Origin of the sequence: Vibrio sp. 661, assembly GCF_033339315.1 — a bacterium.
Taxonomy (GTDB): Bacteria; Pseudomonadota; Gammaproteobacteria; order Enterobacterales; family Vibrionaceae; genus Vibrio; species Vibrio alginolyticus.
Map to the genome: position 1 here is coordinate 1 of NZ_JAWOUJ010000023.1, position 23,386 is coordinate 23,386.

The following is a 23,386-nucleotide window of genomic DNA, read 5'->3' on the forward strand; positions in this document are numbered from 1 at the left end:
TTTGAATTGACTGTGCTGAATCCGAAGATTCAATGGTCACTTCGTTTCATTGAAACCTAATTTGATACCGAAGTATCGAATTGGATTATCATCAACGAGTGCCCACACAGATTGATAGGTCTATATTGTTAAAGAGCAACTCTTCTTTGTGATTGACATCACTTCGGAAGAGGCGGCCATTCTAGCGAGATAATTTATCGTGTCAAACACTTTCTTCAAATTATTTCGTTTTTCTTTTCAGCCTTATCAACTTCGCTTAAACCCTTCTGAGCCCTTGCCCTGTCGACGAGGAGGCATTATAGAGATCGCGCTCACATTGGCAAGTGTTATTTTTCAAAAATTGCAAAAACAATGGTTAAACGATGAGTTTTCGATCAAACCTTTATTTATTCAACTTTACCCCAAACTCTCACACAACTTATCCACAGAGTTGTGCTTTGAGACGTATTTTTCAAGTACCATAAATAAAGAAAGCTGCTTTATTGCAGCTATCTTTATTAAACTTAACCTAAACTCTATTTAAAGAGTATTATGGCTATATGCCAGACCCATCTTGTTCAGAGCCATCATCTTCGTGTAGGCCACATTCTCGCTTTAAGCCAAAGAATCGAGTTTCTTCCTCTGACATTCCCGGCTCCCATTTACGAGTGGTATGTGTATCACCAACTGAAAGGTAACCTTCATCCCACAATGGGTGGTATTTAAGGCCGTGTTGTTCTAAGTAGTAATGAACGTCTTTATTAGTCCAATCAATTACTGGTAGAAATTTAAACACACCGTTCTGAATTGATAGAATCGGTAAACCTGCACGAGATTTACTTTGCTCTCGACGCAGTCCAGAGAACCACGTTCCAACATTAAGCTCTTTTAACGCTCGACGCATCGGCTCAACTTTATTGAGCTTGTTGTATTTTTCAATTCCCTCTACGCCTTGCTCCCATAATTTTCCATATCGAGCTTCTTGCCAATTCGCACTTTCCTTGGCTCGATAAACTTTTAAATTTAGGTTGAGAGCATCTGTCAGCTCATCGATAAATCGGTACGTCTCAGCAAACAGGTAACCAGTATCGGTTAGAATGACGGGGATGTCCGCTTTGGCGCGAGTAACTAAATGAAGCATAACCGCGGCTTGAATACCAAAACTAGAAGAAACCGCGAACTCGCCTTCTAGATTATCTAAAGCCCACGCTACTCTCTCTTGTGCTGAAAGCTTTTCGAGCTCGACATTAATTTGAGCAAGACGGAGGATTTGCTCCGTCTTTGTTAATGTCAGTAACTCTGTGAGCTCCAGCTTGGATGCTACAGAATCAAGCATGAAAGTCCCTCTTTGATACGAGCACTTCTTGGATAATGCCAGCACGAATAGTGAAATCGCCAAAGGCTTCGCCTTCTTCACGCTCTTTCGACCATCGAGCCACCAGCAGATCAATCTCTTCTAAGATTTGCTTATCCGTGATGTTCTCTTTATACATTTTTGGTACTCGAGTACCAGCACGGTTACCACCTAGGTGCAAGTTGTAACGACCCGGCGCTTTGCCAACTAGACCAATTTCAGCCAACATTGCGCGACCACAACCATTTGGACACCCAGTTACACGCAAAATGATGTTGTCATTTTCTGGTAGGTTGTGCTTCTCCAGAATCCCCTCAACATCAGTAACAAACTGAGGAAGGAAACGTTCAGCTTCTGCCATCGCTAGCGGACAAGTTGGAAAAGCAACACAAGCCATTGAGTTCTTACGCTGTTCACTTACGCCGTCGTCCATTAAGCCATGTTCACGAGCGATCTTTTCAATCTTCGCTTTTTCGTTTTTAGGTACACCCGCAACAATTAGGTTTTGGTTTGCTGTCATGCGGAAATCGCCTTTGTGGATTTTGGCAATTTCAGCAACACCCGTCTTAAGTGGTTTACCTGGAAAGTCTAATAAGCGACCATTTTCGATGAAAAGCGCTAAATGATATTTACCATCAATTCCTTCTACCCAGCCAATACGGTCACCACGTTCTGTGAATTCATATGGACGGCTTTGCTCAAACTTAACACCAGCACGTTTCTCGACTTCCGCTTTAAAGACATCGCTACCTACACGATCCAATGTGTATTTGGTTTTTGCGTTCTTACGGTTTGAACGGTTACCCCAGTCGCGCTGAGTTGTTACTACAGCTGCGGCAACATCAAGTGTCTTGTCCAGCGGAATAAAGCCAAAGTCGTCAGCGCGGCGCGGATAAGTTGATGTATCGCCATGCGTCATCGCTAAGCCGCCGCCGACCAGGACGTTAAAACCAACCAGCTTGCCGTTATCTGCAATCGCTACGAAGTTGAGATCGTTAGCGTGTACATCTACGTCATTTTGCGGTGGGATAACCACTGTGGTTTTAAACTTACGTGGTAAGTAGTTCTTGCCTAGAATCGGTTCGTCTTCTTCTGTGCTTTCTACTTTTTCACCGTCTAGCCAAATCTCTGCATAAGCGCGCGTCTTTGGTAATAGATGCTCACTGATCTTCTTCGCCCATTCGTAAGCTTCTTGGTGTAACTCTGACTCCACAGGGTTAGTGGTACACAACACGTTACGGTTTACATCACCCGCGGTTGCAATCGAATCAATGCCAATACTGTTGAGCGTTTGATGCATCAACTTAATATTCGGTTTTAATACCCCATGAAACTGGAACGTTTGGCGAGTCGTCAGACGAATACTTCCATATAAAGAGTGCTCCGTTGCGAACTTGTCGATCGCTAACCATTGCGTTGGCGTGATGATGCCTCCAGGCATACGAGCACGAAGCATCACATTATGTAATGGTTCCAGTTTTTGCTTTGTGCGTTCATTACGGATATCACGATCGTCTTGTTGATACATACCGTGGAAACGAATTAACTGGAAGTTGTCGGCAGTAAAGCCACCTGTAATAGGGTCCTGTAAATCTTGCTCAATAGTGCCACGTAATAAGTTGCTTTCTCGCTTCAGGCGCTCGTTATCAGATAGCGGCCCTAACTCTTCACCTAATACAACCTGCTTATTATTGTCCGTAGAAAAAGTCATTAGTAAACATCCCTCTGATAACGTTTCGCTTTACGTAGGTCATTAATAAATTGTTCTGCATCGTCACGCGGCATCTTGCCTTCTTGTTCAGCAACGATAACCAATGCGTCGTGCACATCTTTTGCCATACGCGTTGCATCACCGCAGACATAGATATAAGCGCCTTCTTGGATCCACTGCCACACTTGAGCTGCGTTTTCTAAGATGCGATGTTGTACGTAAACCTTTTCTACTTGGTCACGACTAAAGGCAACATCCAATCGGCTTAGTACTCCTGACTTGAGATACTTTTGCCATTCCACTTGGTACAAGAAGTCTTGAGTGAACGTGCGATCACCAAAGAACAACCAGTTTTTGCCTTCAGCATCGCGGTTTTCACGTTCCTGAATAAAGCTACGGAATGGTGCGATCCCTGTGCCAGGACCAACCATGATAATTGGAGTACTATCATCTTCCGGCAGTTTAAAGTTGTTGTTATGCTCAACAAATACTTTAACTTCATCTCCCTCTTCGAGACGCTGAGCTAAGAAACTAGACGCACCACCATATCGTTTTTCGTCGTTTTGTTCGTACTCAACCAAAGCAACCGTTAGGTGTACTTCTTCATCGACCTCTTCTTGGCTTGATGCAATAGAGTAAAGGCGTGGAGTAAGACGACGAAGCAAACCAATCAATTCATCTGCGGTTAACTTGGTTTTCTTTTCTGCCAGTACATCAACGATTTGAGTATTTGCAGAGTACTCGCGAAGCTTATCTTTATCTTCAACTAACTTTTGTAGCTTCTTGCTACCGGATAACTCGGCAAACTTTGTGATGAGCTGTGGGTTAGATGTTGTGATTTCATATTTACTCACAAGAGCACTGTGGATTGACAAGCTTTCACCATCAACGTCAACAGTCTCAACCCCAGACAAACCGACCTTACCAAGAATGGCGTTTGCAAGTTCCGAGCTATTTTCAAACCACACACCTAGTGCATCACCTGGCTGATACGTTAAACCCGAGCCTTCTAAGTCGATTTCTATATGACGGACGTCTTTTCCAGAGTCACGGCCCGTGATTTTTTGACTGGTCAGTAACGTCGCAGTGTACGGATTCTGTTTATTGTAAGGAGAGTGCGCAGTCGCAGCTTGACCCACAGGAAGTTGAACCACATCCGCTTCAGAGCCAGAAGACAGTGTATCTTTTACCTTGTCTAACGCATTCTTACGCCATTCAGTTGCAGGAGCCTCATAATCCACATCGCAATCAAGACGCTCGATAAATGGAGTCGCGCCTAGCTTTGATAGGTAAGTGTCGAAGTCTTTACCGGTCTGACAGAAGAATTCGTAGCTAGAATCTCCCAATGCAATAACACCATATTGCAGGTTTGGCAGCTTAGGGGCCTTCTTCGATTGCAAAAACTCATGTAGCTCAATGGCATTGTCTGGCGCTTCGCCTTCGCCGTTAGTCGATGCCACAATAATGACATGCGTTTCTTTGGCTAAGTTTTTACCTTTGTAATCGCTTGCATCAAAAAGTTCGACTGCAATTCCTTCTGCTTTTGCTTCCTGCTCCAGAGCTTCAGCAACACCTTTAGCATTGCCCGTTTGGGAAGCAAAAATAATACTCAACTTACCTGCTGGCTTCGCTGATACGGCTGCCGTTGCTTGTGCAATTGGCGTTACCGCTGTGTTTGGTTGATTTTGAGCTAATCCCCAAAAATACCCACTGACCCAAGCAAGTTGCTGTGAAGACAACTCAGAGACAGTTTGTTGGAGTGAGCTAATTTGTTGGTCATTCAGAGGGCTTGCGATTGGAGGATTTCCTCCTTGCCCATTATTATCTTCAGACACATTCTTGTGAGAATACTCATTCTTTTGAAAAGACATTATCACGACATCCCTATTCATTGCGTGACGATAGAGTACCCACTCTCCTTAATAACAAGAAAGAATAGAAGTGAATGTTTTATAACTTTTTGGAAGTAAGAACGGCTTACTTTTTGCTCATCGATCTTCAATGCGGACTTGTTGAAAGCCTACTGCCATTGCCGATTTTGACGCAGTATCCAAATCTTCATAAAGACATTCTTCGCCGTGACTGTCCGTTAGAAAAACAAAACCACCGCGCGCATGTCTGAACTCTACAACCCAACCCCCCTCTTGGATTGCAGGCTCAATAATCGCTTCGATAAGCTGATTTTCACGGAATAGATGTCTTAGTTCATTTATTGTCATCGCTATCCCTGCTTTAACTTTCACATTGCTCCTAGGTAAGCATGGCCTAAGTCAGCCAAATAGGGAGAAATTTCGATTAGATATAATGAAGTGATATAAAAAAACGCCGCTTATAAAGCGACGTTTTAAGTAAATCGAATATCTAACATGGCTGAATTTAGAACGCGTATTCCGCACTCACAAAGAAGCCGTTAGCAAAAATAAACTCTTTCCCTAGATCCGACATGAATTTATCGGACTCTAAATCAATCACACGGTAACCTCCACGAAAAGCCAGTCGAGCTTTTTCGAGCGGTACATTGTATTGAACACCTGCCATGAAATCGGTGCTTTTGATACCTTTGTTGTCACCAAAGTTTATCTCACCAATCACATCAAAGTTTGTATCCGGAACTTGAATTTCTGCGTAACCATACCAAGCCCAAATCAGCTCATCAAATTCTTCTACACGCCTGCTTGAGCCAGCATCAATGTATTTAGTGTCACTTAAATTACTGAACGTGAGACCCGCATCAAAGTGCAATAAATCATGCTCTAGAACGTGGTAATACAAGGTTAAATCGAGCTTATCGAACCCCATGTAATCCGCATCAACACTTGAGTAACGAAGGCGCGCATTAGGGACATATTTAACATCATGTTCAATCGCCGCGTAAAAAGTGCCTGCGGTACTGCTATCTCGTCTCACTTCATTAACTTTAGTGTCGGCAGCCCATACCTCTGCGCCGACTTTTGTCGATACAGAGTACTCTGCAAAAACAGGAAAAGATACTGCCAACGATAATGCCGTTAAAGCGATGTTCGCTTTATTTGTCATGTAGTATTTACTCCGAGATAGCTGATATTCACGTAGAGGACGTGAGAGGAAATATACCATATTCTCACGCCTCTCCATCAACTAAATGATGTTACTCATTATTTATAGCGGGGCTGAGCGACGTAATTCTTGAAGAACCAAATACCCAATGCAATCACGATTAACCATGGTAATAGTTTAAGTACCGCTCCAACCATTCCCAGTAAAAACATCACAACTAACGCAATACCAGTTGCTGCGAATACGGTCATCATTGTGATACCCGTAACCAACAAGGTCGCCGCAAAGACTAAAATAAAGATTAGCTCCAACATAATCACTTCTCCATTTGTTTTCAATAAACAGAGCAGTTTCCATACCAACTTACAGAAACGAAGTTAAGATTATGATTTTTAATAAAAAACAAAGCCAGAGGCATTTCTGCACTCTGGCTTTATCATTCTTTAGTTGGTAATTTTAGCCATTCACTGGCGAATTTTACACATTCAATTCTTTTGGAATCTTAGCTAGCGCGTCTTGCAATACTTCTAGACCAGAACCTGGTTTGTGCGCATTTTCACTGATATGACGACGCCATTGACGAGCACCGGGCATGCTTTGGAACAAACCTAACATGTGGCGGGTAATATGACCAAGGTACGCACCTTTCGCTAATTGCGCTTCAATGTATGGATACATCTCTTCAACAATTTCGCTGCGTTTCTTCACTGGAGCATTAGAGCCAAACAACTCTTGATCTACCGATGCCAGTAAATATGGGCTTTGGTATGCTTCACGACCAATCATCACACCGTCAAGATGCTGAAGATGTGCTTTTGCTTCTTCTAATGATTTCACGCCACCGTTAATCGCAATCGTTAGGTGTGAGAAGTCTTGCTTCAATTGGTAAGCGCGTGGGTAATCCAATGGTGGGATCTCACGGTTTTCTTTTGGGCTTAGACCACTTAACCATGCTTTACGTGCGTGGATAGTGAACTGCTCACAGCCACCCTTTTCTGAAACAATAGAAACGAAATCCGTTAGGAATTCGTAAGAGTCTTGATCATCAATACCAATGCGAGTCTTGACTGTTACAGGGATATCGACCACGTCTTTCATTGCTGCGACACAATCCGCAACTAACTGCGGTTCAGCCATTAGGCAAGCACCAAATCGACCGTTTTGTACGCGGTCAGATGGACACCCCACATTTAGGTTAATCTCATCGTAGCCACGCTCTTGCGCTAGCTTGGCACACGTAGCCAAATCTGCTGGGTTTGAACCACCAAGTTGAAGGGCTAACGGATGCTCTTCTTCGTTATAAGCCAGGAAATCTCCTTTTCCATGAATGATCGCACCTGTCGTCACCATTTCAGTGTACAACAGGGTTTCTTTGGTCATTAAGCGATGGAAGTAGCGACAATGACGATCAGTCCAATCTAACATTGGTGCTACGGAGAGCCTGCAAGAATGAGTCATGATATAAACACCCGTTTTTATGTTGCCAAGGTCGAGCGCAGCAGTACGCTCAAAAAATAAGTCGGGTATTGTATACCCAAGCACCTCTGGGTGCTAGTTTCAGCGAGAATGATTTGGTTGGCTGACTAGCCAAGTGCTTAGGAATACGCAGAAGTAATACGAATCTGTCATTCGTTGATTCATTCTGTGATGATTATTCCGCCTTCACACCACCACCGACTTGCTTTAATTCATGATTTTCGTTCTGATAGTGGGTAAAATGAAGCATTTCTAAACGAACTTCGTATAGAAATGATTTATCATAGAGCACGTCCGATAGTTATGGTGAAAGGTTTGAACCCAACAATCATTGAACAAATTGAAAGTATCTGCGCAGAGCGTGGAGTACGACTGACTCCGCAACGCCGACGCGTATTTGAACTCATTTGTTCTAATCGCCGCGCCTCAAGTGCGTATGAGCTATTGGAGCAACTAAAAGAGAGTGAGCCTCAGGCTAAGCCGCCCACTGTTTATCGAGCATTAGATTTTCTCCTAGAACAAGGCTTCATCCACCGAGTGGAATCGACAAATAGCTTTATTACTTGTTGTTCTTTCAATACTCAGCAGCACTTTTTCCAATTACTAATTTGCGATAAATGTGGTGATGTCGTTGAACTCGAAGATGAGACGCTGATATCCTTGTTAGCCGAAAACGCCGAGAAGCATGGATTCAAACTGACCAACCAAGTTATTGAAACTCATGGTGAATGCCAGGCCTGTTCCTCCGAGACGAAAGAAAAAGTATAGAAGAACGTTATGCGCGCTGAATTTGTAAACCCGTTTTTAGCTTCTTTAATGAACGTGCTAAAAACTATGGCTTCTCTTGAGCTGAAGCCACAAAAACCGCGAATCAAAAAAGATGAGATCGCACGAGGTGACGTTTCTGGTCTGATTGGTATGGTAGGCCCACAAACTCGTGGTTCAATGTCGATCACCTTTGATGAAGCACTCGCCCTAGAAATCATGCAGAACATGCTTGGTGAACGTCCAAATGGGCTCAATGAAGAAGTGACCGATATGGTGGGTGAGATCACCAACATGGTTACTGGTGGTGCGAAACGCATTCTGGCGGAAAGTGGTTTTGACTTTGATATGGCAACACCGGTTGTGGTTTCGGGCCGAGGTCATACGATTCGCCACAAGTGTGAAGGCTCAATTATTATCATGCCTTTCTCTTCCCAATGGGGAAATGCCTTTATCGAAATTTGCTTCGAATAAAAGAGAAAAAATAGGTTGGCACTGGCCAACCTATTTTGTTTTTGCCTCAGGCAATAAAAAGGTCAGCATTTGCTGACCTTTTCTTTATCTATTCAAACATTAAGCTTTGAACGCTTTAAATGCGTTGATTAGACCGTTTGTTGAGCTGTCATGCGAGCTGATTTGAGACTCGTCTGCAAGCTCAGGTAGGATTTGGTTAGCCAGTTGTTTACCTAGCTCCACGCCCCACTGGTCAAAGCTGAAGATATTCCAGATAACACCTTGTACGAAAATTTTGTGTTCGTACATTGCGATCAAGTTACCTAGCGTACGAGGCGTGATTTGCTTCACTAGAATAGAGTTTGTTGGACGGTTACCTTCAAACACTTTGAATGGCGCAATCGCTGCCACTTCTTCAGCATTCTTACCTACTTTCACCAACTCTTCTTTCACGGTTTCTTCATTTTTACCAAACGCTAGAGCTTCAGTTTGCGCGAAGAAGTTAGACATCAGTTTTTGGTGATGATCGCTAGCTGGGTTGTGGCTAATTGCAGGTGCAATGAAGTCACATGGGATTAGCTTAGTACCTTGGTGAATTAGCTGGTAGAACGCGTGCTGACCGTTGGTACCTGGTTCACCCCAAATGATTGGGCCAGTTTGGTAAGTTACAGCATTGCCGTCACGGTCAACGTATTTACCGTTTGATTCCATGTTGCCTTGCTGGAAATATGCTGCAAAACGGTGCATGTATTGATCGTAAGGTAGGATAGCTTCTGACTCCGCACCGTGGAAGTTGTTGTACCAAATACCAATCAAAGCAAGAATCACTGGAATATTGCTTTCTAGATCTGTTGATACGAAATGCTTGTCCATCTCGTGAGCACCATCAAGCAACTCAACAAAGTTGTCGAAACCTACTGCTAGTGCAATTGATAGACCGATCGCAGACCATAGTGAGTAACGGCCACCAACCCAGTCCCAGAATTCAAACATGTTCGCTGTATCGATACCAAATTCAGACACGGCTGTCGCGTTTGTTGAAAGCGCAGCAAAGTGTTTAGCCACATGAGCCTGATCACCCGCAGATTCTAGGAACCAATCACGAGCAGTGTGCGCGTTAGTCATGGTTTCTTGCGTTGTAAACGTCTTAGACGCGATCAAGAATAACGTCGTTTCTGGGTTAACTTTCTTCAACGTTTCAACGATGTGTGTACCATCAACGTTAGATACGAAGTGAAGGTTTAGATGATTTTTGTATGGCGCTAGAGCTTCCGTCACCATGTAAGGGCCAAGGTCAGAACCGCCGATACCGATGTTCACAATATCGGTAATTGCTTTGCCTGTGTAACCTTTCCATTCACCGCCGATAACGCGCTCAGTGAATGATTTCATTTTTTCTAGAACCGCGTTCACTGCTGGCATTACGTCTTCGCCATCTACCATAACTGGAGTATTAGCACGGTTACGTAGTGCAGTGTGAAGAACAGCGCGACCTTCTGTTTGGTTGATCGCTTCACCACTGAACATCGCTTCAATTGCAGATTTCAGCTCGGTCTCTTTCGCAAGAGCAAACAGGTGCTTCAGAGTTTCCTCATTGATGAGGTTCTTTGAGTAATCGACTAGGATGTCTGAGCCGAAACGTGCAGAGTATTTGTCGAAACGCGCTGCGTCTTGAGCAAACAGCTCTTTAAGATCCATATCTTGTGCAGATTCGAAATGCGCCGTTAGCGCTTTCCAAGCTTGTGTTTGCGTTGGATTGATATTTTTCAACATGGTCTTTATCCCGATGTTACAGTAGGTTCCATTCCTTACAGTCTAGCGAAAACTGTGGAATCCCCGATTTAGCAAATAGAATATAAATTAGATGTTTGGGCAAATTGCCACAAAACAAGTCTTTGTAATTTTTTTTCAGGCGCCAATTATGACCGAGAGCTTTTACACTCACATTGAGTTAGGTCACGTTCCCTGCCCTGAAATTGAACAATTCATTTACGATGACAAGAATCATATCATTTACCAATGACAGGCTCTAATTGGAATAGGATAGACGCCAATTTATAAATTTCCAAAGGAACACGTATGTGGGCACAAAAAACACTGCAATTAAAAGCGAGATGCCGCGGTTTTCACCTGATAACTGATGAAATTGAACAACAATTACCACAAATAAACGAACTTTCAGTAGGTTTATTACACTTATTTATTCAGCACACCTCCGCCAGTTTGACCTTAAATGAGAATGCTGATCCAACCGTGCGTATGGACATGGAAGCGCACTTCAATAAGTTTGTGCCAGAGCGTGCTCCTTATTATCAGCACACCTATGAAGGTGACGACGACATGCCGGCACATATTAAAGCATCACTGCTTGGCAGTAGTGTGACGGTACCAATCCAAAATGGTCGATTAGCTTTAGGAACATGGCAAGGTATTTACTTGGGTGAGCATCGAGACTTTGGTGGCGGCCGCCGCGTTATTGCTACGATTAACGGTGAGTAGATAAAACAAAGGCTAACCTTGGGTTAGCCTTTCATTGTTTATTTTGAGTATTCCATCTCGACGCGAGGCGTTAGCTTAGTCACGAGTTCATACGCAATCGTACCAATGTGACCCGCCACTTCTTCTACTGGGAGCTCTTTCCCCCAAAGAATCGCTTCGTCGCTGACTTTATCCGTTGCGTCTGGTCCCAAATCGACCGTCAGCATATCCATGGAAACTCGACCTGCAATAGGTACTTTACGGCCATTAACCCACACCGGCGTACCGTTTGGAGCACTTCTTGGGTAACCGTCGCCATACCCTACAGCGATGACACCCACTTTTGTATCTCGCTCACTGGTCCAAATACCACCGTAGCCAACACTTTCGCCCTTCTTCACTTCACGTACCGCAATAAGGTGGGATTTAAGTGTCATAACAGGTTGATACCCAAGATCTTGCGCCGTTTTGTCATCGAATGGCGACACACCATACATGATAATACCCGGACGAACCCAATCTAAATGGCTTTGAGGCCATGCCAATAACCCCGCAGATGCCGCCAGTGAACGTTCCCCTTGGCAACCAGAAGTCAACGATTTAAACAGCTCAATCTGTTGTGGGGTAATATCGCTATCCAGCTCATCTGCACAGCCAAAGTGGCTCATGTAACGCAACGGTTTCGCTACATTTGGACACTCCTTTAGCCGCGTTACAAACTCGTCATATTGTTCAGGACGAACCCCAAGGCGGTGCATGCCACTGTCAATCTTCAGCCACACGACAACCGGAGTTTCAAGGTCTGCTTGCTCCAAGGCGATAAGCTGCTCTTCACAGTGCACCACGGTTTGGATGTTGTTCGTCACAAGAACAGGTAAGTCACCAGGAGAGTAAAAACCTTCTAGCAATAGAATCGGCTTTACTACTCCACAAGCGCGCAGTTGCAATGCTTCTTCAATACGAGCCACACCAAACGCATCCGCATGGTTAGCATGTTTTGCAACATGACGTAATCCGTGACCATAACCATTGGCCTTGACGACAGCCATCACTTTACTTTGTGGCGCTTGAGCTTTTACGCGCTGTAAGTTGTGCTGCAACGCAGACAAATCAATGCACGCCTTGGCCGCTTTCATATAGCTCATGGGATTACTCATCATCAATATCGAATGCAGGACCCGCGTAGTTGTCGAAACGCGAATGTTGACCTTGGAAAGTGAGGCGAACAGAGCCGATAGGACCATTACGCTGTTTACCAATAATGATTTCGGCCGTACCTTTGTACGGACTATCTGGGTGATAAACCTCATCACGGTAGATGAACATGATCAAGTCGGCATCCTGCTCGATGGAACCGGATTCACGCAAGTCCGAGTTTACTGGTCGTTTATCCGCACGTTGCTCTAGGGAACGGTTTAGCTGCGACAGTGCCACAACAGGCACATTTAGCTCTTTTGCCAGCGCCTTAAGAGAGCGAGAGATCTCAGCAATCTCAAGAGTACGGTTATCGGTTAACGAAGGCACGCGCATCAACTGAAGGTAGTCGACCATGATCATCGATAGACCGCCATGTTCACGAGCGATACGGCGAGCGCGCGAACGCACTTCGGTCGGAGTTAGACCAGAGCTATCATCAATGTACATATTCTTCTTCTGCATCAGGATACCCATAGTAGAAGAAATACGCGCCCAATCTTCGTCATCTAGCTGACCCGTACGGATCTTGGTTTGGTCAACACGAGACAAAGAGGCCAACATACGCATCATCAACTGTTCAGCTGGCATCTCTAACGAGAAAATAAGTACGGGCTTTTCTTGTTGCATGGCCGCATTTTCACACAAGTTCATCGCAAAGGTCGTTTTACCCATCGATGGACGCGCTGCGACAATCACCAAATCAGAGCCTTGCAAACCTGCGGTTTTCTTATTGAGATCGGTGAAACCGGTATCGACCCCCGTAACACCATCTTGTGGCGTTTTATACAACAACTCGATACGTTCTAACGTCTTTTCGAGGATGTTGTCGACGTTTTGTGGTCCTTCGTTTTCACTAGTTCGAGACTCGGCGATAGCAAAAACTTTACTCTCCGCCATGTCTATTAAATCTTCAGAACTGCGACCTTGAGGGTCATAGCCCGCGTCCGCAATTTCATTCGCGACACCAATAAGGCCACGAACAATCGCACGCTCAGCGACAATATCAGCATACGCATTGATGTTAGCTGCACTTGGCGTATTCTTCGCCAAGTCAGCGAGGTAAGCAAAACCGCCTACATCTTCTAACAACTCGTGACGCTCTAGATATTCCGATAAAGTAATAAGATCGAGAGGTTTACCCGCTTCAAGAATGGTTTTTACACCTTCAAAAATCAGGCGGTGTGGACGACTATAGAAATCACTGCTCACAACACGTTCGGCAACGGTGTCCCAACGTTCATTATCCAGTAAAAGACCACCAATTACTGATTGCTCGGCTTCTAGTGAGTGAGGTGGCACTTTGATTGCGTCGACCTGACTGTCTGAAGGTTTGCGATTTCTGTTTTCCGCCATGACTTTGCTCGATAACTACTATTGACCCACGATTATAACCTTAACCTAACTGAGATGCTTCCCCGAAGCGACAATTACTTGTTAAGAAATCATCATGTGAACCACCCAGGTAATAGCCTGGTTCTTCCGCCTAGCTCTAATAAAAATTAACCTACCATTGACCCAACCAAATATCTGTATCAGTATCATGCCCCTCCTTTTTGATTACGTTCGAGGTTGATGTGTCCCGATACTGGTTACTTAGCTTTAGCCTACTGTGCGCTAGTGCATCGTATGCTGACGAATCAGTACAGCCAGAGCAAAATATTGATGTACCCGACCCACTAAAAACCGAGGTGGAGTTCGGCTATCAAGCTCACACAGGTAACACGGACTCTCGTTCCCTGAATGCTCGTTTGAGTGCTGAATATACGTCAGGTCGACACCGTTCTAATGGTGAATGGAAGTACTACAACTTGTACAAAGACGGTGAAGAGGACAAACGCTCATCCACCTACTCCCTACAGAGTGACTACAAGTTAGGCCCTAAGACATATTTGTATGGCAGCTTTAAAGGGGTGGATTCTCGCTACAGTGCTTATTTTAAAGACTATACGTTGTCAGGTGGTTTGGGTTACCAGTTCTCCTACACTGAGAACTTCATTTTAGAGGTAGAGGTAGGCCCTGGTTTTCGCTATCAAGAGCCAAACTTAGACGAAATAGATGATGACGATATTGTCTTTCCCGATATCGTTAGAGAAGGCATTTTTCGAGGAAATATCAACACAACTTGGCATGCGTTGGATAATTTAAGTTTCGCAGCTGATATTACGTTGGTAACAGGTAGAAGTAACACACGTACTGATAGTGAACTCAGTGTAACCAATGATATTACTGAAGATATCGCACTGAAACTGGCGCACTCTCGTCAGTATCACGATAAAGTGCCTGAAGGCTTAAGCAAAGCGGACAGCGTATTTTCCGTTAATTTACTTTTCGCTTTTTAACCCTTTTTCTCTCAGTTTTAGAAATAAAAAAAGCACCTCCGAGGAGGTGCTTTTTAGTATTTCGTCTTGATACTGAATTACTCAGCAGCAACAACTTGTAGGTTAACTGTCGCGAAAACTTCAGAGTGAAGTTGAACGCTGATCTCGAACTCACCAGTGTTACGTAGAGCACCTTCAGGAAGGCGAACTTCGCTCTTAGCAACTTCAACGCCTGCAGCTGTGATAGCGTCAGCGATGTCACGAGTACCGATAGAACCGAATAGTTTGCCTTCGTCACCAGCTTTAGAAGCGATAACTACCGCTTCTAGAGCGTTAACTTTCTCTGCGCGAGCTTCTGCAGCAGCTAGTTGCTCAGCAACTTTAGCTTCTAGTTCAGCACGACGAGCTTCAAACATTTCAACGTTAGCTTTAGTTGCCATAACTGCTTTACCTTGTGGGATAAGGAAGTTACGAGCGTAGCCAGATTTAACGTTTGCAGTATCGCCAAGACCACCTAGGTTACCAATTTTATCAAGTAGAATAACTTGCATTGCTTAATCCTCTTTCTTAATAAAATGAACCGATTACTGATGCTTGTCAGTGTACGGTAGTAGAGCTAGGTAGCGTGAACGCTTGATAGCACGTGCTAGTTGACGCTGGTACTTAGCGCTTGTACCAGTGATACGGCTAGGTACGATTTTACCAGCTTCAGTGATGTAGTTTTTAAGAGTTGCTACGTCTTTGTAATCAATCTCTTGTACGCCTTCTGCAGTGAAACGGCAGAATTTACGACGACGGAAGAAACGAGCCATGGGCTATCTCCTGATCTTAAATTTGAGTAATGTTGTCGGCGTGTAACACTAATTTTCCCACGCCATTTCGGCCGGTTTGATAAGTGACAAAACCACTTACCTTAATGTTACTGCCTTGAACTAAATTCTGAGTTAGTGCTTGTGACCCAAGCCCGCTGACGACTACCGGCATACGACAATAAACTTGTCGAGGTAAGTCAGCTTCGATAATAGTAGAGCGATGCTCCAGCCAAAACCGACAGTGTTCAATGCCACCAGGGCTTTTACTACGAATGGGCGGTTTGGCAATGGTGCCGCTCAGCTCCATTCGATTGGCCATAAGAAAACTTACTCAGCAGCTTCTGACTTAGCTTCAGGCTTAGCTTCAGAACGCTCTTCACGACGTGGAGCACGCTCTTCTTTTTGCTTAAGCATGATAGATTGCTCAGTGATCGCTGCTTTAGTACGCATGATCATGTTACGTAGAACTGCATCGTTGAAACGGAAAGCAGTTTCTAGCTCATCAATTACAGCTTGGTCAGCTTCAACGTTCATAAGAACGTAGTGAGCTTTGTGAAGCTTGTTGATTGGGTAAGCCAGTTGACGACGGCCCCAGTCTTCTAGACGGTGGATTTTACCGCCAGCTTCAGTGATTGAACCAGTGTAACGCTCGATCATGCCAGCAACTTGCTCGCTTTGATCTGGGTGCACCATGAATACGATTTCGTAATGACGCATTGGTTGCTCCTTACGGATTATTCAGCTTCCACAAATGGCTCAGTCGTCCAGAGGAAGCAAGGAACTAAAGATAATTGACTGAGTTTAAGGAGCACGAATAGTACAGAAAGGGCGTAAAATAGGCAAGTGATTATTTGCTCAGCGCAGCGGATATTTAATTTCTTCTAATACTAGAAAACACAAAGGCTGCCAACAAGCTAGCAGCCTTTAAAATCAGCGTGTTATTGCGTTGGCTTATCGTTGCTTATTTAACTTCAACCAGTTCAGCGCGCATTTGATCGATCACTTGTTTGTAATCTGGCTCACCGAAAATCGCCGAGCCTGCGACAAACATGTCTGCGCCCGCTTCTGCAATTTCACGAATGTTGTCAACCTTCACACCGCCATCGATTTCTAAGCGGATATCACGGCCAGACTCGTCAATCATCTTACGAACGGCACGCAGTTTATCTAGTGTATGAGGAATGAATGATTGACCACCAAAACCAGGGTTTACCGACATCAGTAGAATCATGTCGACTTTATCCATAATAAACTCAAGACTTGCAAGTGGCGTTGCTGGGTTTAGTACCACACCAGCCTGACAGCCGTGCTCTTTAATTAACTGCAGTGTACGGTCTACATGATCAGAAGCTTCTACATGGAACGTAATCATCGACGCACCCGCTTTTGCGAAATCAGGAATAATACGGTCAACGGGTTTCACCATTAGGTGAACATCGATTGGCGCTGTGATGCCATAATCGCGTAGTGCTTTACACACAGGCGCACCAAAAGTCAGGTTTGGTACATAGTGGTTATCCATAACGTCGAAATGCACCACATCCGCACCCGCTGCGAGTACTTTTTCTACATCTTCACCGAGACGAGCAAAATCTGCCGATAAAATGGATGGAGCAATAAGAAAATCTTTCATACCTGACCTCAGTAGTAATGAGCAAACAATCTGCGCGCAATTCTACCGAAGCCAGTGGGGAGATCCACTATTTAGATATAATAGTGTGAGAATTAAGAGCTTGATTTATCCATGTCTGGGGCATGAAAAAGCGCAAGTAGCTCATCAACTTTATTACGACCGTTACCATTACGGCTAATGGTACGCTTTACTTTTACCACATTAAGATCCGCACCGTGATACAACCGACGTGTCAAGGTAGTGTCGTGGTTAGAAATCAACACAGGAATGCCACGTTCAGTCGCTGTTCTTTCAGCAATGTCGGCTAATGCAGCTTGGTCGTCCAACGTGAAACCATTACCTGCGTATGAGGTGAAATTTGCCGTATTTGAAAGCGGCGCATAAGGTGGATCGCAATACACGACGCTCCCTTTGCGCGCACGACGAAATGTTTCAGGATAACCTTCACAAACGAACGTAGCTTTTTTGGCTTTTTCTGCAAAAAACTCCAATTCCGCCTCAGGGAAATACGGCTTTTTGTAAGAGCCAAACGGTACATTGAAGCCACCTTTTTTGTTGTAACGGCATAGGCCATTAAAACCAAAGCGGTTCATGTACAAAAACGCTAAAGAGCGGTACATCACGTCATCGGTTTTATTAAATTCAGCGCGAATGTGTAGGTAGGCTTCTTTGCGGTTGTTCTCAGCGACAAACCAACGCTTCGCTTCAGAGATATACTCTTCAGGGCGTTCTTTCAGCAGGTTGTACAGATTGATCAAATCTGGATTGATATCTGCAAGTAGATAATGGTCATAATCGGTATTCAGAAACACTGAGCCCGCACCAACAAAAGGTTCAACTAGCTTTCGAGCCGGCGGCAAATGACGTTGGATGTCTTCAACCAGTCCGTATTTTCCTCCTGCCCATTTAAGAAAGGCTCGTTGCTTTTTCATCTACTGCTCTATCTATCGACCAAAAATTAAGGCTGCGGAATGTAACATATTTTTCAGGGAAGCTCAGGTTTATTTCACTCGTTCAATTTCACGGTGAACCTGACGGAGTGATTTTGCCCAAGGACTCACCGACTTAACCGAATCTGGCAAGCTTGCGACGGCATCACGAGCCATTTGAATTGTCGGATAATCTTGATATGTGATGATATACCACTCGGTGTCATTACGAACGGTAGGATAAATTCGCACTTGATTATTCAGTTGATGCTCATTGAGAAAGGATTGTACATCTTCCATTGAGGTCATAGCTGCGAGTTGTAAAGTATAAGCTCTTGGCGATAGCGCTTTTAGTTCTTCACGAGCAAATGAAAACTTCACAACAGGTTGGTTTGCCTCACCCTCTTCTGACTGAGCAGGTGCTTGCGCCATATCTTGATTCGGTTTTACGACTTTAATCAAAGGAGAGCTAGTTTCATCGGCGGTTTCTGTTTTCTCAGTACCTACGACGTCATCAATCGCTTTTGTGTCTGCTGAATCAGTTTTACCTTCGAGCAATGCATCGACCACATTCGACTCAATCACCACTCTTTGTTGATTGTCATCACTGCCTACGCTCGCTACTTCTTCTGTCACTGCTGGCGGTAATGAATCAGAATCATCAACCGCACCAGAGTTATCAAGACTGCTAGAGCCATCGGTTACAGGTTGCAGTGAAGATTGCGCTGCACTGATTACTGACTCTTCAAAAGTTGGAATAGCCGTTTGCTCTAAACTGCCAGCAATTTGCTGCGCCTTATCATCAGGACTTGGTTGACTAAGCATCCACCAATAGCCACCAGCAGCAAGCAACAGTAATACTAATACCACCAACGCAATATTCAGGGGTGAACCGACAATCGAGCGGATAATGATCCTTTTTTCCACTTTCATCTCTCCTAACGCCATGATGTCCCCCGGTACTGGGTCGACTTTTTTAAATGCATCTCGAACCCGTTTCTCAGACTCATCATCGACGTAGCGCGCTACAAGTGACTCAAAGAAACGACGAGCTTCCACTTCGGACAACATATCAATATCAAGCTCAACAGGCTTTATCTCTTGTCCATAACTGAGACGTGCTAGCAAACCTTCTAAACGTCCAGACTGTGTAAACAGTAAGACATTGATGGTCCAATTTGGCTTATGGTGCGCCTCTAAGACCAGCATCCAAAGCTCAGAGATAAGTGTCTCACTCAATAAATGCGCATCATCTACAACAATTGCAATGTCACACGGCTCATCACCTAAAAGCCTTTCAAGGCTATCAAGTAAAGGCTCTTGCTGATTAAACAATGCGTCCGAAACTAGTTGACTCAAAATAAGGACGCGATGCTGCATATCGTCTTGATTAGAATGACAAAGTAACAAACATTGATTCTTGTTACTGGCACCCACTTCAAGGTATCGCTGCGCTAACCAAGATTTCCCGTACCCATCATGACCATTAATCGCAATGAGATTGGAACCAAAGTTAGTCAGTAGACCTAATCTATCAAGCAACTCGATTTGAGAATCTAATTCCAGTACGTGAGCAACACTCATCTAATAACCTTAATACACTACAAGAATGACGCCCAAAGGCGCCATTACAAGGTTAAATATCGCGACCGAAGTCTATTGCCTGCTTGAGTACGTCTTGCGTCGTATCAGCAATTACCTCGGCAGTGCCAATGCCTGTAGGCAAAACCAATCGTAATTGACCAGAGAGGACTTTCTTATCTCGCATCATGTGCTTGATGAAGTCATCGAAATTCATACTGTCTGGAGTATGCACAGGCAGTTTTGCACGACGCAAAATCGCAACAATACGCTCAAATTGCTCTTCCGAGATCAGACCGCGTAGATGCGACGTTTTGGCCGCCATAACAGTGCCGGAAGATACCGCTTCACCATGCAGCCAATTGCCATAGCCAAGTTCCGCTTCAATCGCATGACCAAAGGTGTGACCTAAGTTAAGCAAAGCACGGATGCCCGATTCTTTCTCATCCTGAGCCACCACTTCCGCTTTTATTTCACAGCAACGTGCGATTGCATAAGTTAGTGCTTCTTCATCCAACGCATACAAGCGCTCAAGATTGTCTTCTAACCATACAAAAAAATCTGCATCGTAAATAATGCCGTACTTAATGACTTCGGCGATACCCGCAGCGAACTCACGTTCAGGCAACGTCGACAGGCAGTTGGTATCAATGATCACGGCTTTAGGTTGGTAAAACGCACCTATCATGTTCTTACCCAACGGATGGTTAACCGCGGTTTTTCCACCAACCGAAGAGTCCACTTGGGATAGTAATGTGGTCGGTATTTGAATAAAGTCGACCCCACGCTGGTAACAGGCAGACGCAAAACCCACAAGGTCGCCAATAACACCACCACCTAACGCGATGATCACAACATCACGAGCATAACTCCCTTCCAGTAAGAAGTTCATTACTTGATTAAATACATCCAAGTTTTTGTACTGTTCACCGTCAGGCAATTCTAACAAGGATGCACTACAGCCGAGCTGCTCGAGTTGCTTTAAAATTTTGTCTGCATACAAAGGCGCCACTGTGACATTACTGATCACAACAACTTTTTGTTTTGCATTTTTGTTTGAGAGAACTTGAGAGAGGTACGCCGGGTCCTCAAATAACCCGGCGCCAATAGAGATTGGGTAGCTACGCTCAGCTAGGTTGACCGTAATCCGTTCCATCGGTTTGCTCCAATTAAAAAAAAGATAAAGACTTATCTCTCTTCTAGCATTTTTACGATCTGGTTGGCTACCACTTTTGCACTTTGATCGTCAGTGCGAACAGTGTAATCCGCTACTTCTTCATATAAAGGATTACGTTCTTCAGCTAATTGCTCCAATACTTCGCGAGGGTTATCCGTTTGAAGTAAAGGACGCTTCTTGTCGCGGTTTGTACGCGCAAGTTGCTTTTCAATCGTCGTTTCTAAGTAAACAACAACACCACGTGCCGAAAGACGATTGCGGTTTTCTTTGCTCTTAACAGAGCCACCGCCAGTCGCAAGCACGATGCCTTGCTCTTGTGTTAGGTCTTCAAGTACCGCTTCTTCACGCTTGCGGAAGCCTTCTTCACCTTCTACATCAAAAACCCAAGAGATGTCTGCACCAGTGCGTTCTTCGATCACTGTATCGGAGTCAACAAACTCCATATGCAGTTGCTGTGCTAGATGTCTACCAATTGTACTTTTGCCGGCGCCCATTGGGCCAACAAGGAAAATATTACGTTTCTCAGCCATGTTTAGCAGTAATTTACAACATTGATTCAATAAGATCGCCACAAGAAAACACAGCTAAACTGCTGTTCTACAAGGCTTGTGGCACCAGTTCCTCACAGATAATTCGTGATAAGACCCGAAATTATCCAAGCATGGTGCCACTATTGCAACTTTATTTTTGATTTAATCAGTTTTTCCCGAGACAGAACTACTGAATCACCACCTTAGGCGTGACGAAAATTAACAGCTCACTTTTACCAACATTTTCATAACTTCGACGAAAAAGCGCACCTAATAGCGGCAGATCGCCCAACAAAGGCACTTTGTCCACCGAGTTAGTAATGCTGTGCTGAAAAATACCACCAAGAACGACCGTTTCACCGTTATTCACTAACACTTGCGTCCCGATACGTTGAGTATCAATCGCAACAGCTTCACCAGTGCCTGTCTTCACGACTTGTCCAGGTCTATCTTGCGTGACACTTAAATCCAACACTAAGCGGTTATCCGGTGTGATTTGCGGGGTCACCTTCAAACTTAATACCGCCTTTTTGAACGTCACCGTCGTTGCACCACTTGATGATGACTCTAGGTAAGGAATCTCTGTACCTTGTTCGATATAGGCTGGTTTCTTATTGGTAGTGATCAAACGTGGGCTCGAGATAATCTCAGCTTTAGACTCTTGTTGCAGAGCAGAAAGCTCAAGATCCAACAAGGTGTCTGAACCTAACTTTGCGACCTGAAAAGCAATGCTGGTCGCATTCGGACTGGTTGCAGCTAAGTTTACATTTAGGAAGTCATCGATCCCCACTCCATCACCGTCACCACCGTCGTCGCCCCCTTCTCCATTATAGAGACCGATCGTGGCAAGGTTGTTCTCAATAGAACCGCCCACTGTATTACTGCCATTAATAGACGTAAAACCCCAACGAATCCCTAACTCATCCATGTTACCTTCATTGATGGTCACAATACGCGCCTCAATTTGAACCTGTTTAACTGGAATATCCAAAGACTCAATAATTTCTCGAATCACCTCGATGTTTTCAGGTAACTCTCTAATCAATAACGAGTTAGTTCGCTCATCAATGGTCATACTGCCGCGCTCTGACAGCATGCTGATATTTCCTTCACCATTGATCATCTCCGCAATGTCTGATGCTTTAGCAAAATTAACTTTGATGATTTCAGATGAAAGCTCTCCCATTTCTTCCGTCAGTTTTTGTTTTTCTAACTGCTGCTTCTCACGCAAGTCCAGCTCATCAGTCGGAGCAACTAAAATCACGTTGCCATCAACACGCTTATCTAACCCCTTAACTTGCAAAATAATATCCAGCACTTGCTGCCAAGGGACACCATCAAGACGAAGCGTGAGGTTGCCTTCTACAGAGTCGGAGACAACCAAATTGAATTGGTTGTAATCAGCAATAAGCTGCAAGACGTTTCGCACAGGAATATCTTGGAAGTTAATCGAAATAAGCTTACCTTCTCTTTCTAAAATGCTTTTATCTGGGGCTTTCTCATTAGGTTTGATCTTCGCTACTTTGATTTCCAAAAAACGCCCCGTTAAACGGTAATCATGCTTGTATTCTTCATTGATGTGCGCAACCAAGCGCGTCGTCGAGGTGTCGCGAAACACTTCTACGCTCTCAACCACAGTCGAAAAGTCTTTCACGTCTAGGAGATACAATTGCTCGTCTTTTACTGAAGTGTTAAGCAAATCGATACTTAACCCTTCCTGTACACGCTTGATATCTACAATCGCGGCCGGTGACGCCAATTCGACGACAATCACGGCGTCTTTATCTTTATTAGTTCGAAAGTCGATACTTTTTAGGGCATTGGACGAAACTTCTTCAGCTGCCGCTAAAGGGGCTAAAAATACAAACAACCATAAGGAGAAGAGCCCAGTAAGTATCCTTGGTGTACGTGTTAATCCTTGTCTCATTTTCATTACTCAATATCAAAAATAAATGGG

24 protein-coding genes are annotated in these 23,386 nt (G+C 44.4%); 4 read left to right on the top strand and 20 right to left on the bottom strand.

The annotated features are described in order from the left end of the window. Positions 1-535 precede the first annotated feature (535 nt). From R7P69_RS22450 to dusA, 7 genes are all read right to left on the bottom strand, one after another. Positions 536-1,315: a phosphoadenylyl-sulfate reductase gene (locus R7P69_RS22450; protein WP_005382748.1), complete on the bottom strand. Its 780-nt coding sequence runs from the start codon at positions 1,313-1,315 to the stop codon at positions 536-538. Next, on the bottom strand, positions 1,308-3,044 hold the full coding sequence (cysI, locus tag R7P69_RS22455) for an assimilatory sulfite reductase (NADPH) hemoprotein subunit (protein ID WP_047104170.1): 1,737 nt from the start codon (positions 3,042-3,044) through the stop codon (positions 1,308-1,310). Before cysI ends, R7P69_RS22450 begins: the two co-directional genes overlap by 8 nt. Continuing rightward, positions 3,044-4,915, bottom strand: coding sequence for an assimilatory sulfite reductase (NADPH) flavoprotein subunit (locus R7P69_RS22460; RefSeq protein ID WP_005381262.1), 1,872 nt, complete (start codon positions 4,913-4,915; stop codon positions 3,044-3,046). Before R7P69_RS22460 ends, cysI begins: the two co-directional genes overlap by 1 nt. A 117-nt stretch (positions 4,916-5,032) precedes the next feature. Next, the gene (locus R7P69_RS22465) at positions 5,033-5,263 is read right to left on the bottom strand and encodes a hypothetical protein (RefSeq protein WP_005381264.1); all 231 of its coding nucleotides are present in this window, start codon (positions 5,261-5,263) and stop codon (positions 5,033-5,035) included. A 157-nt stretch (positions 5,264-5,420) separates the two neighbouring features. Beyond that, positions 5,421-6,080 carry a TIGR04219 family outer membrane beta-barrel protein gene (locus R7P69_RS22470; protein ID WP_005381265.1) on the bottom strand — a complete coding sequence of 220 codons (660 nt, stop codon included), beginning with the start codon at positions 6,078-6,080 and terminating at the stop codon, positions 5,421-5,423. Positions 6,081-6,178: 98 nt separating this feature from the next. Further along, complete coding sequence (gene pspG / locus R7P69_RS22475) at positions 6,179-6,394, bottom strand: envelope stress response protein PspG (protein WP_005381266.1); 216 nt, start codon at positions 6,392-6,394, stop codon at positions 6,179-6,181. 163 nt (positions 6,395-6,557) lie between these two features. Next, positions 6,558-7,538 carry a tRNA dihydrouridine(20/20a) synthase DusA gene (dusA, locus tag R7P69_RS22480; protein WP_017821727.1) on the bottom strand — a complete coding sequence of 327 codons (981 nt, stop codon included), beginning with the start codon at positions 7,536-7,538 and terminating at the stop codon, positions 6,558-6,560. A gap of 321 nt (positions 7,539-7,859) precedes the next feature. Between dusA and zur the strand changes: the two genes are divergently transcribed. After that, entirely contained in the window at positions 7,860-8,324 is a 465-nt protein-coding gene (zur, locus tag R7P69_RS22485; RefSeq protein WP_005381268.1) for a zinc uptake transcriptional repressor Zur, read from the top strand. Positions 8,325-8,333: 9 nt separating this feature from the next. Continuing rightward, the gene (locus R7P69_RS22490; RefSeq protein WP_005381269.1) at positions 8,334-8,795 is read left to right on the top strand and encodes a chemotaxis protein CheX; all 462 of its coding nucleotides are present in this window, start codon (positions 8,334-8,336) and stop codon (positions 8,793-8,795) included. Positions 8,796-8,894: 99 nt separating this feature from the next. Here R7P69_RS22490 and pgi read toward each other — a convergent pair whose 3' ends face one another. After that, positions 8,895-10,547, bottom strand: a complete 1,653-nt coding sequence (gene pgi, locus R7P69_RS22495; RefSeq protein WP_005381270.1) for a glucose-6-phosphate isomerase — start codon at positions 10,545-10,547, stop codon at positions 8,895-8,897. 306 nt (positions 10,548-10,853) lie between these two features. On the opposite strand from pgi, the gene R7P69_RS22500 reads away from it, so the two are divergent. Continuing rightward, a complete protein-coding gene (locus tag R7P69_RS22500; protein WP_042523680.1) occupies positions 10,854-11,273 on the top strand; it encodes a secondary thiamine-phosphate synthase enzyme YjbQ in 420 nt (139 codons plus the stop codon). Positions 11,274-11,311: 38 nt separating this feature from the next. Here R7P69_RS22500 and alr read toward each other — a convergent pair whose 3' ends face one another. After that, positions 11,312-12,388: an alanine racemase gene (gene alr, locus R7P69_RS22505; RefSeq protein ID WP_031777284.1), complete on the bottom strand. Its 1,077-nt coding sequence runs from the start codon at positions 12,386-12,388 to the stop codon at positions 11,312-11,314. 13 nt (positions 12,389-12,401) lie between these two features. After that, the gene (locus tag R7P69_RS22510; protein WP_005382759.1) at positions 12,402-13,802 is read right to left on the bottom strand and encodes a replicative DNA helicase; all 1,401 of its coding nucleotides are present in this window, start codon (positions 13,800-13,802) and stop codon (positions 12,402-12,404) included. A gap of 221 nt (positions 13,803-14,023) precedes the next feature. Here R7P69_RS22510 and R7P69_RS22515 point away from each other — a divergent pair, with 221 nt between their 5' ends. Beyond that, positions 14,024-14,788 (top strand): DUF481 domain-containing protein, encoded by a 765-nt coding sequence (locus R7P69_RS22515; protein ID WP_005381276.1) that lies wholly within the window; start codon positions 14,024-14,026, stop codon positions 14,786-14,788. A gap of 77 nt (positions 14,789-14,865) precedes the next feature. Here the strand turns inward: R7P69_RS22515 and rplI are convergent, their stop codons facing one another. From rplI to R7P69_RS22565, 10 genes are all read right to left on the bottom strand, one after another. Further along, positions 14,866-15,318: a 50S ribosomal protein L9 gene (rplI, locus tag R7P69_RS22520; protein ID WP_005382760.1), complete on the bottom strand. Its 453-nt coding sequence runs from the start codon at positions 15,316-15,318 to the stop codon at positions 14,866-14,868. Between the two features lie 33 nt (positions 15,319-15,351). After that, entirely contained in the window at positions 15,352-15,579 is a 228-nt protein-coding gene (gene rpsR, locus R7P69_RS22525) for a 30S ribosomal protein S18 (RefSeq protein ID WP_000090472.1), read from the bottom strand. Between the two features lie 16 nt (positions 15,580-15,595). Then, entirely contained in the window at positions 15,596-15,898 is a 303-nt protein-coding gene (gene priB / locus R7P69_RS22530) for a primosomal replication protein N (RefSeq protein ID WP_005381298.1), read from the bottom strand. An 8-nt stretch (positions 15,899-15,906) separates the two neighbouring features. After that, entirely contained in the window at positions 15,907-16,296 is a 390-nt protein-coding gene (gene rpsF / locus R7P69_RS22535) for a 30S ribosomal protein S6 (protein ID WP_005381299.1), read from the bottom strand. Positions 16,297-16,540: 244 nt separating this feature from the next. Further along, positions 16,541-17,212 carry a ribulose-phosphate 3-epimerase gene (gene rpe / locus R7P69_RS22540; RefSeq protein WP_054575466.1) on the bottom strand — a complete coding sequence of 224 codons (672 nt, stop codon included), beginning with the start codon at positions 17,210-17,212 and terminating at the stop codon, positions 16,541-16,543. Positions 17,213-17,304: 92 nt separating this feature from the next. Beyond that, on the bottom strand, positions 17,305-18,144 hold the full coding sequence (locus R7P69_RS22545) for a Dam family site-specific DNA-(adenine-N6)-methyltransferase (RefSeq protein ID WP_005382762.1): 840 nt from the start codon (positions 18,142-18,144) through the stop codon (positions 17,305-17,307). A gap of 69 nt (positions 18,145-18,213) precedes the next feature. Further along, positions 18,214-19,725: an SPOR domain-containing protein gene (locus R7P69_RS22550; protein ID WP_054575467.1), complete on the bottom strand. Its 1,512-nt coding sequence runs from the start codon at positions 19,723-19,725 to the stop codon at positions 18,214-18,216. Positions 19,726-19,777: 52 nt separating this feature from the next. After that, positions 19,778-20,878 (bottom strand): 3-dehydroquinate synthase, encoded by a 1,101-nt coding sequence (gene aroB, locus R7P69_RS22555; RefSeq protein WP_005381318.1) that lies wholly within the window; start codon positions 20,876-20,878, stop codon positions 19,778-19,780. A gap of 32 nt (positions 20,879-20,910) precedes the next feature. Further along, on the bottom strand, positions 20,911-21,429 hold the full coding sequence (aroK, locus tag R7P69_RS22560; protein WP_005381319.1) for a shikimate kinase AroK: 519 nt from the start codon (positions 21,427-21,429) through the stop codon (positions 20,911-20,913). Positions 21,430-21,616: 187 nt separating this feature from the next. Then, the gene (locus R7P69_RS22565; protein WP_053307551.1) at positions 21,617-23,362 is read right to left on the bottom strand and encodes a type IV pilus secretin PilQ; all 1,746 of its coding nucleotides are present in this window, start codon (positions 23,360-23,362) and stop codon (positions 21,617-21,619) included. Positions 23,363-23,386 lie beyond the last annotated feature (24 nt).

Coding starts and splice junctions, on each gene's coding strand:
- R7P69_RS22545 (WP_005382762.1), bottom strand. CDS start 18,144: ATGAAAAAGCAACGAGCCTTTCTTAAATGGGCAGGAGGAAAATACGGA.
- R7P69_RS22460 (WP_005381262.1), bottom strand. CDS start 4,915: ATGTCTTTTCAAAAGAATGAGTATTCTCACAAGAATGTGTCTGAAGAT.
- cysI (WP_047104170.1), bottom strand. CDS start 3,044: ATGACTTTTTCTACGGACAATAATAAGCAGGTTGTATTAGGTGAAGAG.
- dusA (WP_017821727.1), bottom strand. CDS start 7,538: ATGACTCATTCTTGCAGGCTCTCCGTAGCACCAATGTTAGATTGGACT.
- R7P69_RS22490 (WP_005381269.1), top strand. CDS start 8,334: ATGCGCGCTGAATTTGTAAACCCGTTTTTAGCTTCTTTAATGAACGTG.
- rpsR (WP_000090472.1), bottom strand. CDS start 15,579: ATGGCTCGTTTCTTCCGTCGTCGTAAATTCTGCCGTTTCACTGCAGAA.
- rpe (WP_054575466.1), bottom strand. CDS start 17,212: ATGAAAGATTTTCTTATTGCTCCATCCATTTTATCGGCAGATTTTGCT.
- aroK (WP_005381319.1), bottom strand. CDS start 21,429: ATGGCTGAGAAACGTAATATTTTCCTTGTTGGCCCAATGGGCGCCGGC.
- R7P69_RS22450 (WP_005382748.1), bottom strand. CDS start 1,315: ATGCTTGATTCTGTAGCATCCAAGCTGGAGCTCACAGAGTTACTGACA.
- rplI (WP_005382760.1), bottom strand. CDS start 15,318: ATGCAAGTTATTCTACTTGATAAAATTGGTAACCTAGGTGGTCTTGGC.
- zur (WP_005381268.1), top strand. CDS start 7,860: ATGGTGAAAGGTTTGAACCCAACAATCATTGAACAAATTGAAAGTATC.
- pspG (WP_005381266.1), bottom strand. CDS start 6,394: ATGTTGGAGCTAATCTTTATTTTAGTCTTTGCGGCGACCTTGTTGGTT.
- alr (WP_031777284.1), bottom strand. CDS start 12,388: ATGAAAGCGGCCAAGGCGTGCATTGATTTGTCTGCGTTGCAGCACAAC.
- pgi (WP_005381270.1), bottom strand. CDS start 10,547: ATGTTGAAAAATATCAATCCAACGCAAACACAAGCTTGGAAAGCGCTA.
- priB (WP_005381298.1), bottom strand. CDS start 15,898: ATGGCCAATCGAATGGAGCTGAGCGGCACCATTGCCAAACCGCCCATT.
- R7P69_RS22510 (WP_005382759.1), bottom strand. CDS start 13,802: ATGGCGGAAAACAGAAATCGCAAACCTTCAGACAGTCAGGTCGACGCA.
- R7P69_RS22470 (WP_005381265.1), bottom strand. CDS start 6,080: ATGACAAATAAAGCGAACATCGCTTTAACGGCATTATCGTTGGCAGTA.
- rpsF (WP_005381299.1), bottom strand. CDS start 16,296: ATGCGTCATTACGAAATCGTATTCATGGTGCACCCAGATCAAAGCGAG.
- aroB (WP_005381318.1), bottom strand. CDS start 20,878: ATGGAACGGATTACGGTCAACCTAGCTGAGCGTAGCTACCCAATCTCT.
- R7P69_RS22550 (WP_054575467.1), bottom strand. CDS start 19,725: ATGAGTGTTGCTCACGTACTGGAATTAGATTCTCAAATCGAGTTGCTT.
- R7P69_RS22465 (WP_005381264.1), bottom strand. CDS start 5,263: ATGACAATAAATGAACTAAGACATCTATTCCGTGAAAATCAGCTTATC.
- R7P69_RS22565 (WP_053307551.1), bottom strand. CDS start 23,362: ATGAAAATGAGACAAGGATTAACACGTACACCAAGGATACTTACTGGG.
- R7P69_RS22500 (WP_042523680.1), top strand. CDS start 10,854: ATGTGGGCACAAAAAACACTGCAATTAAAAGCGAGATGCCGCGGTTTT.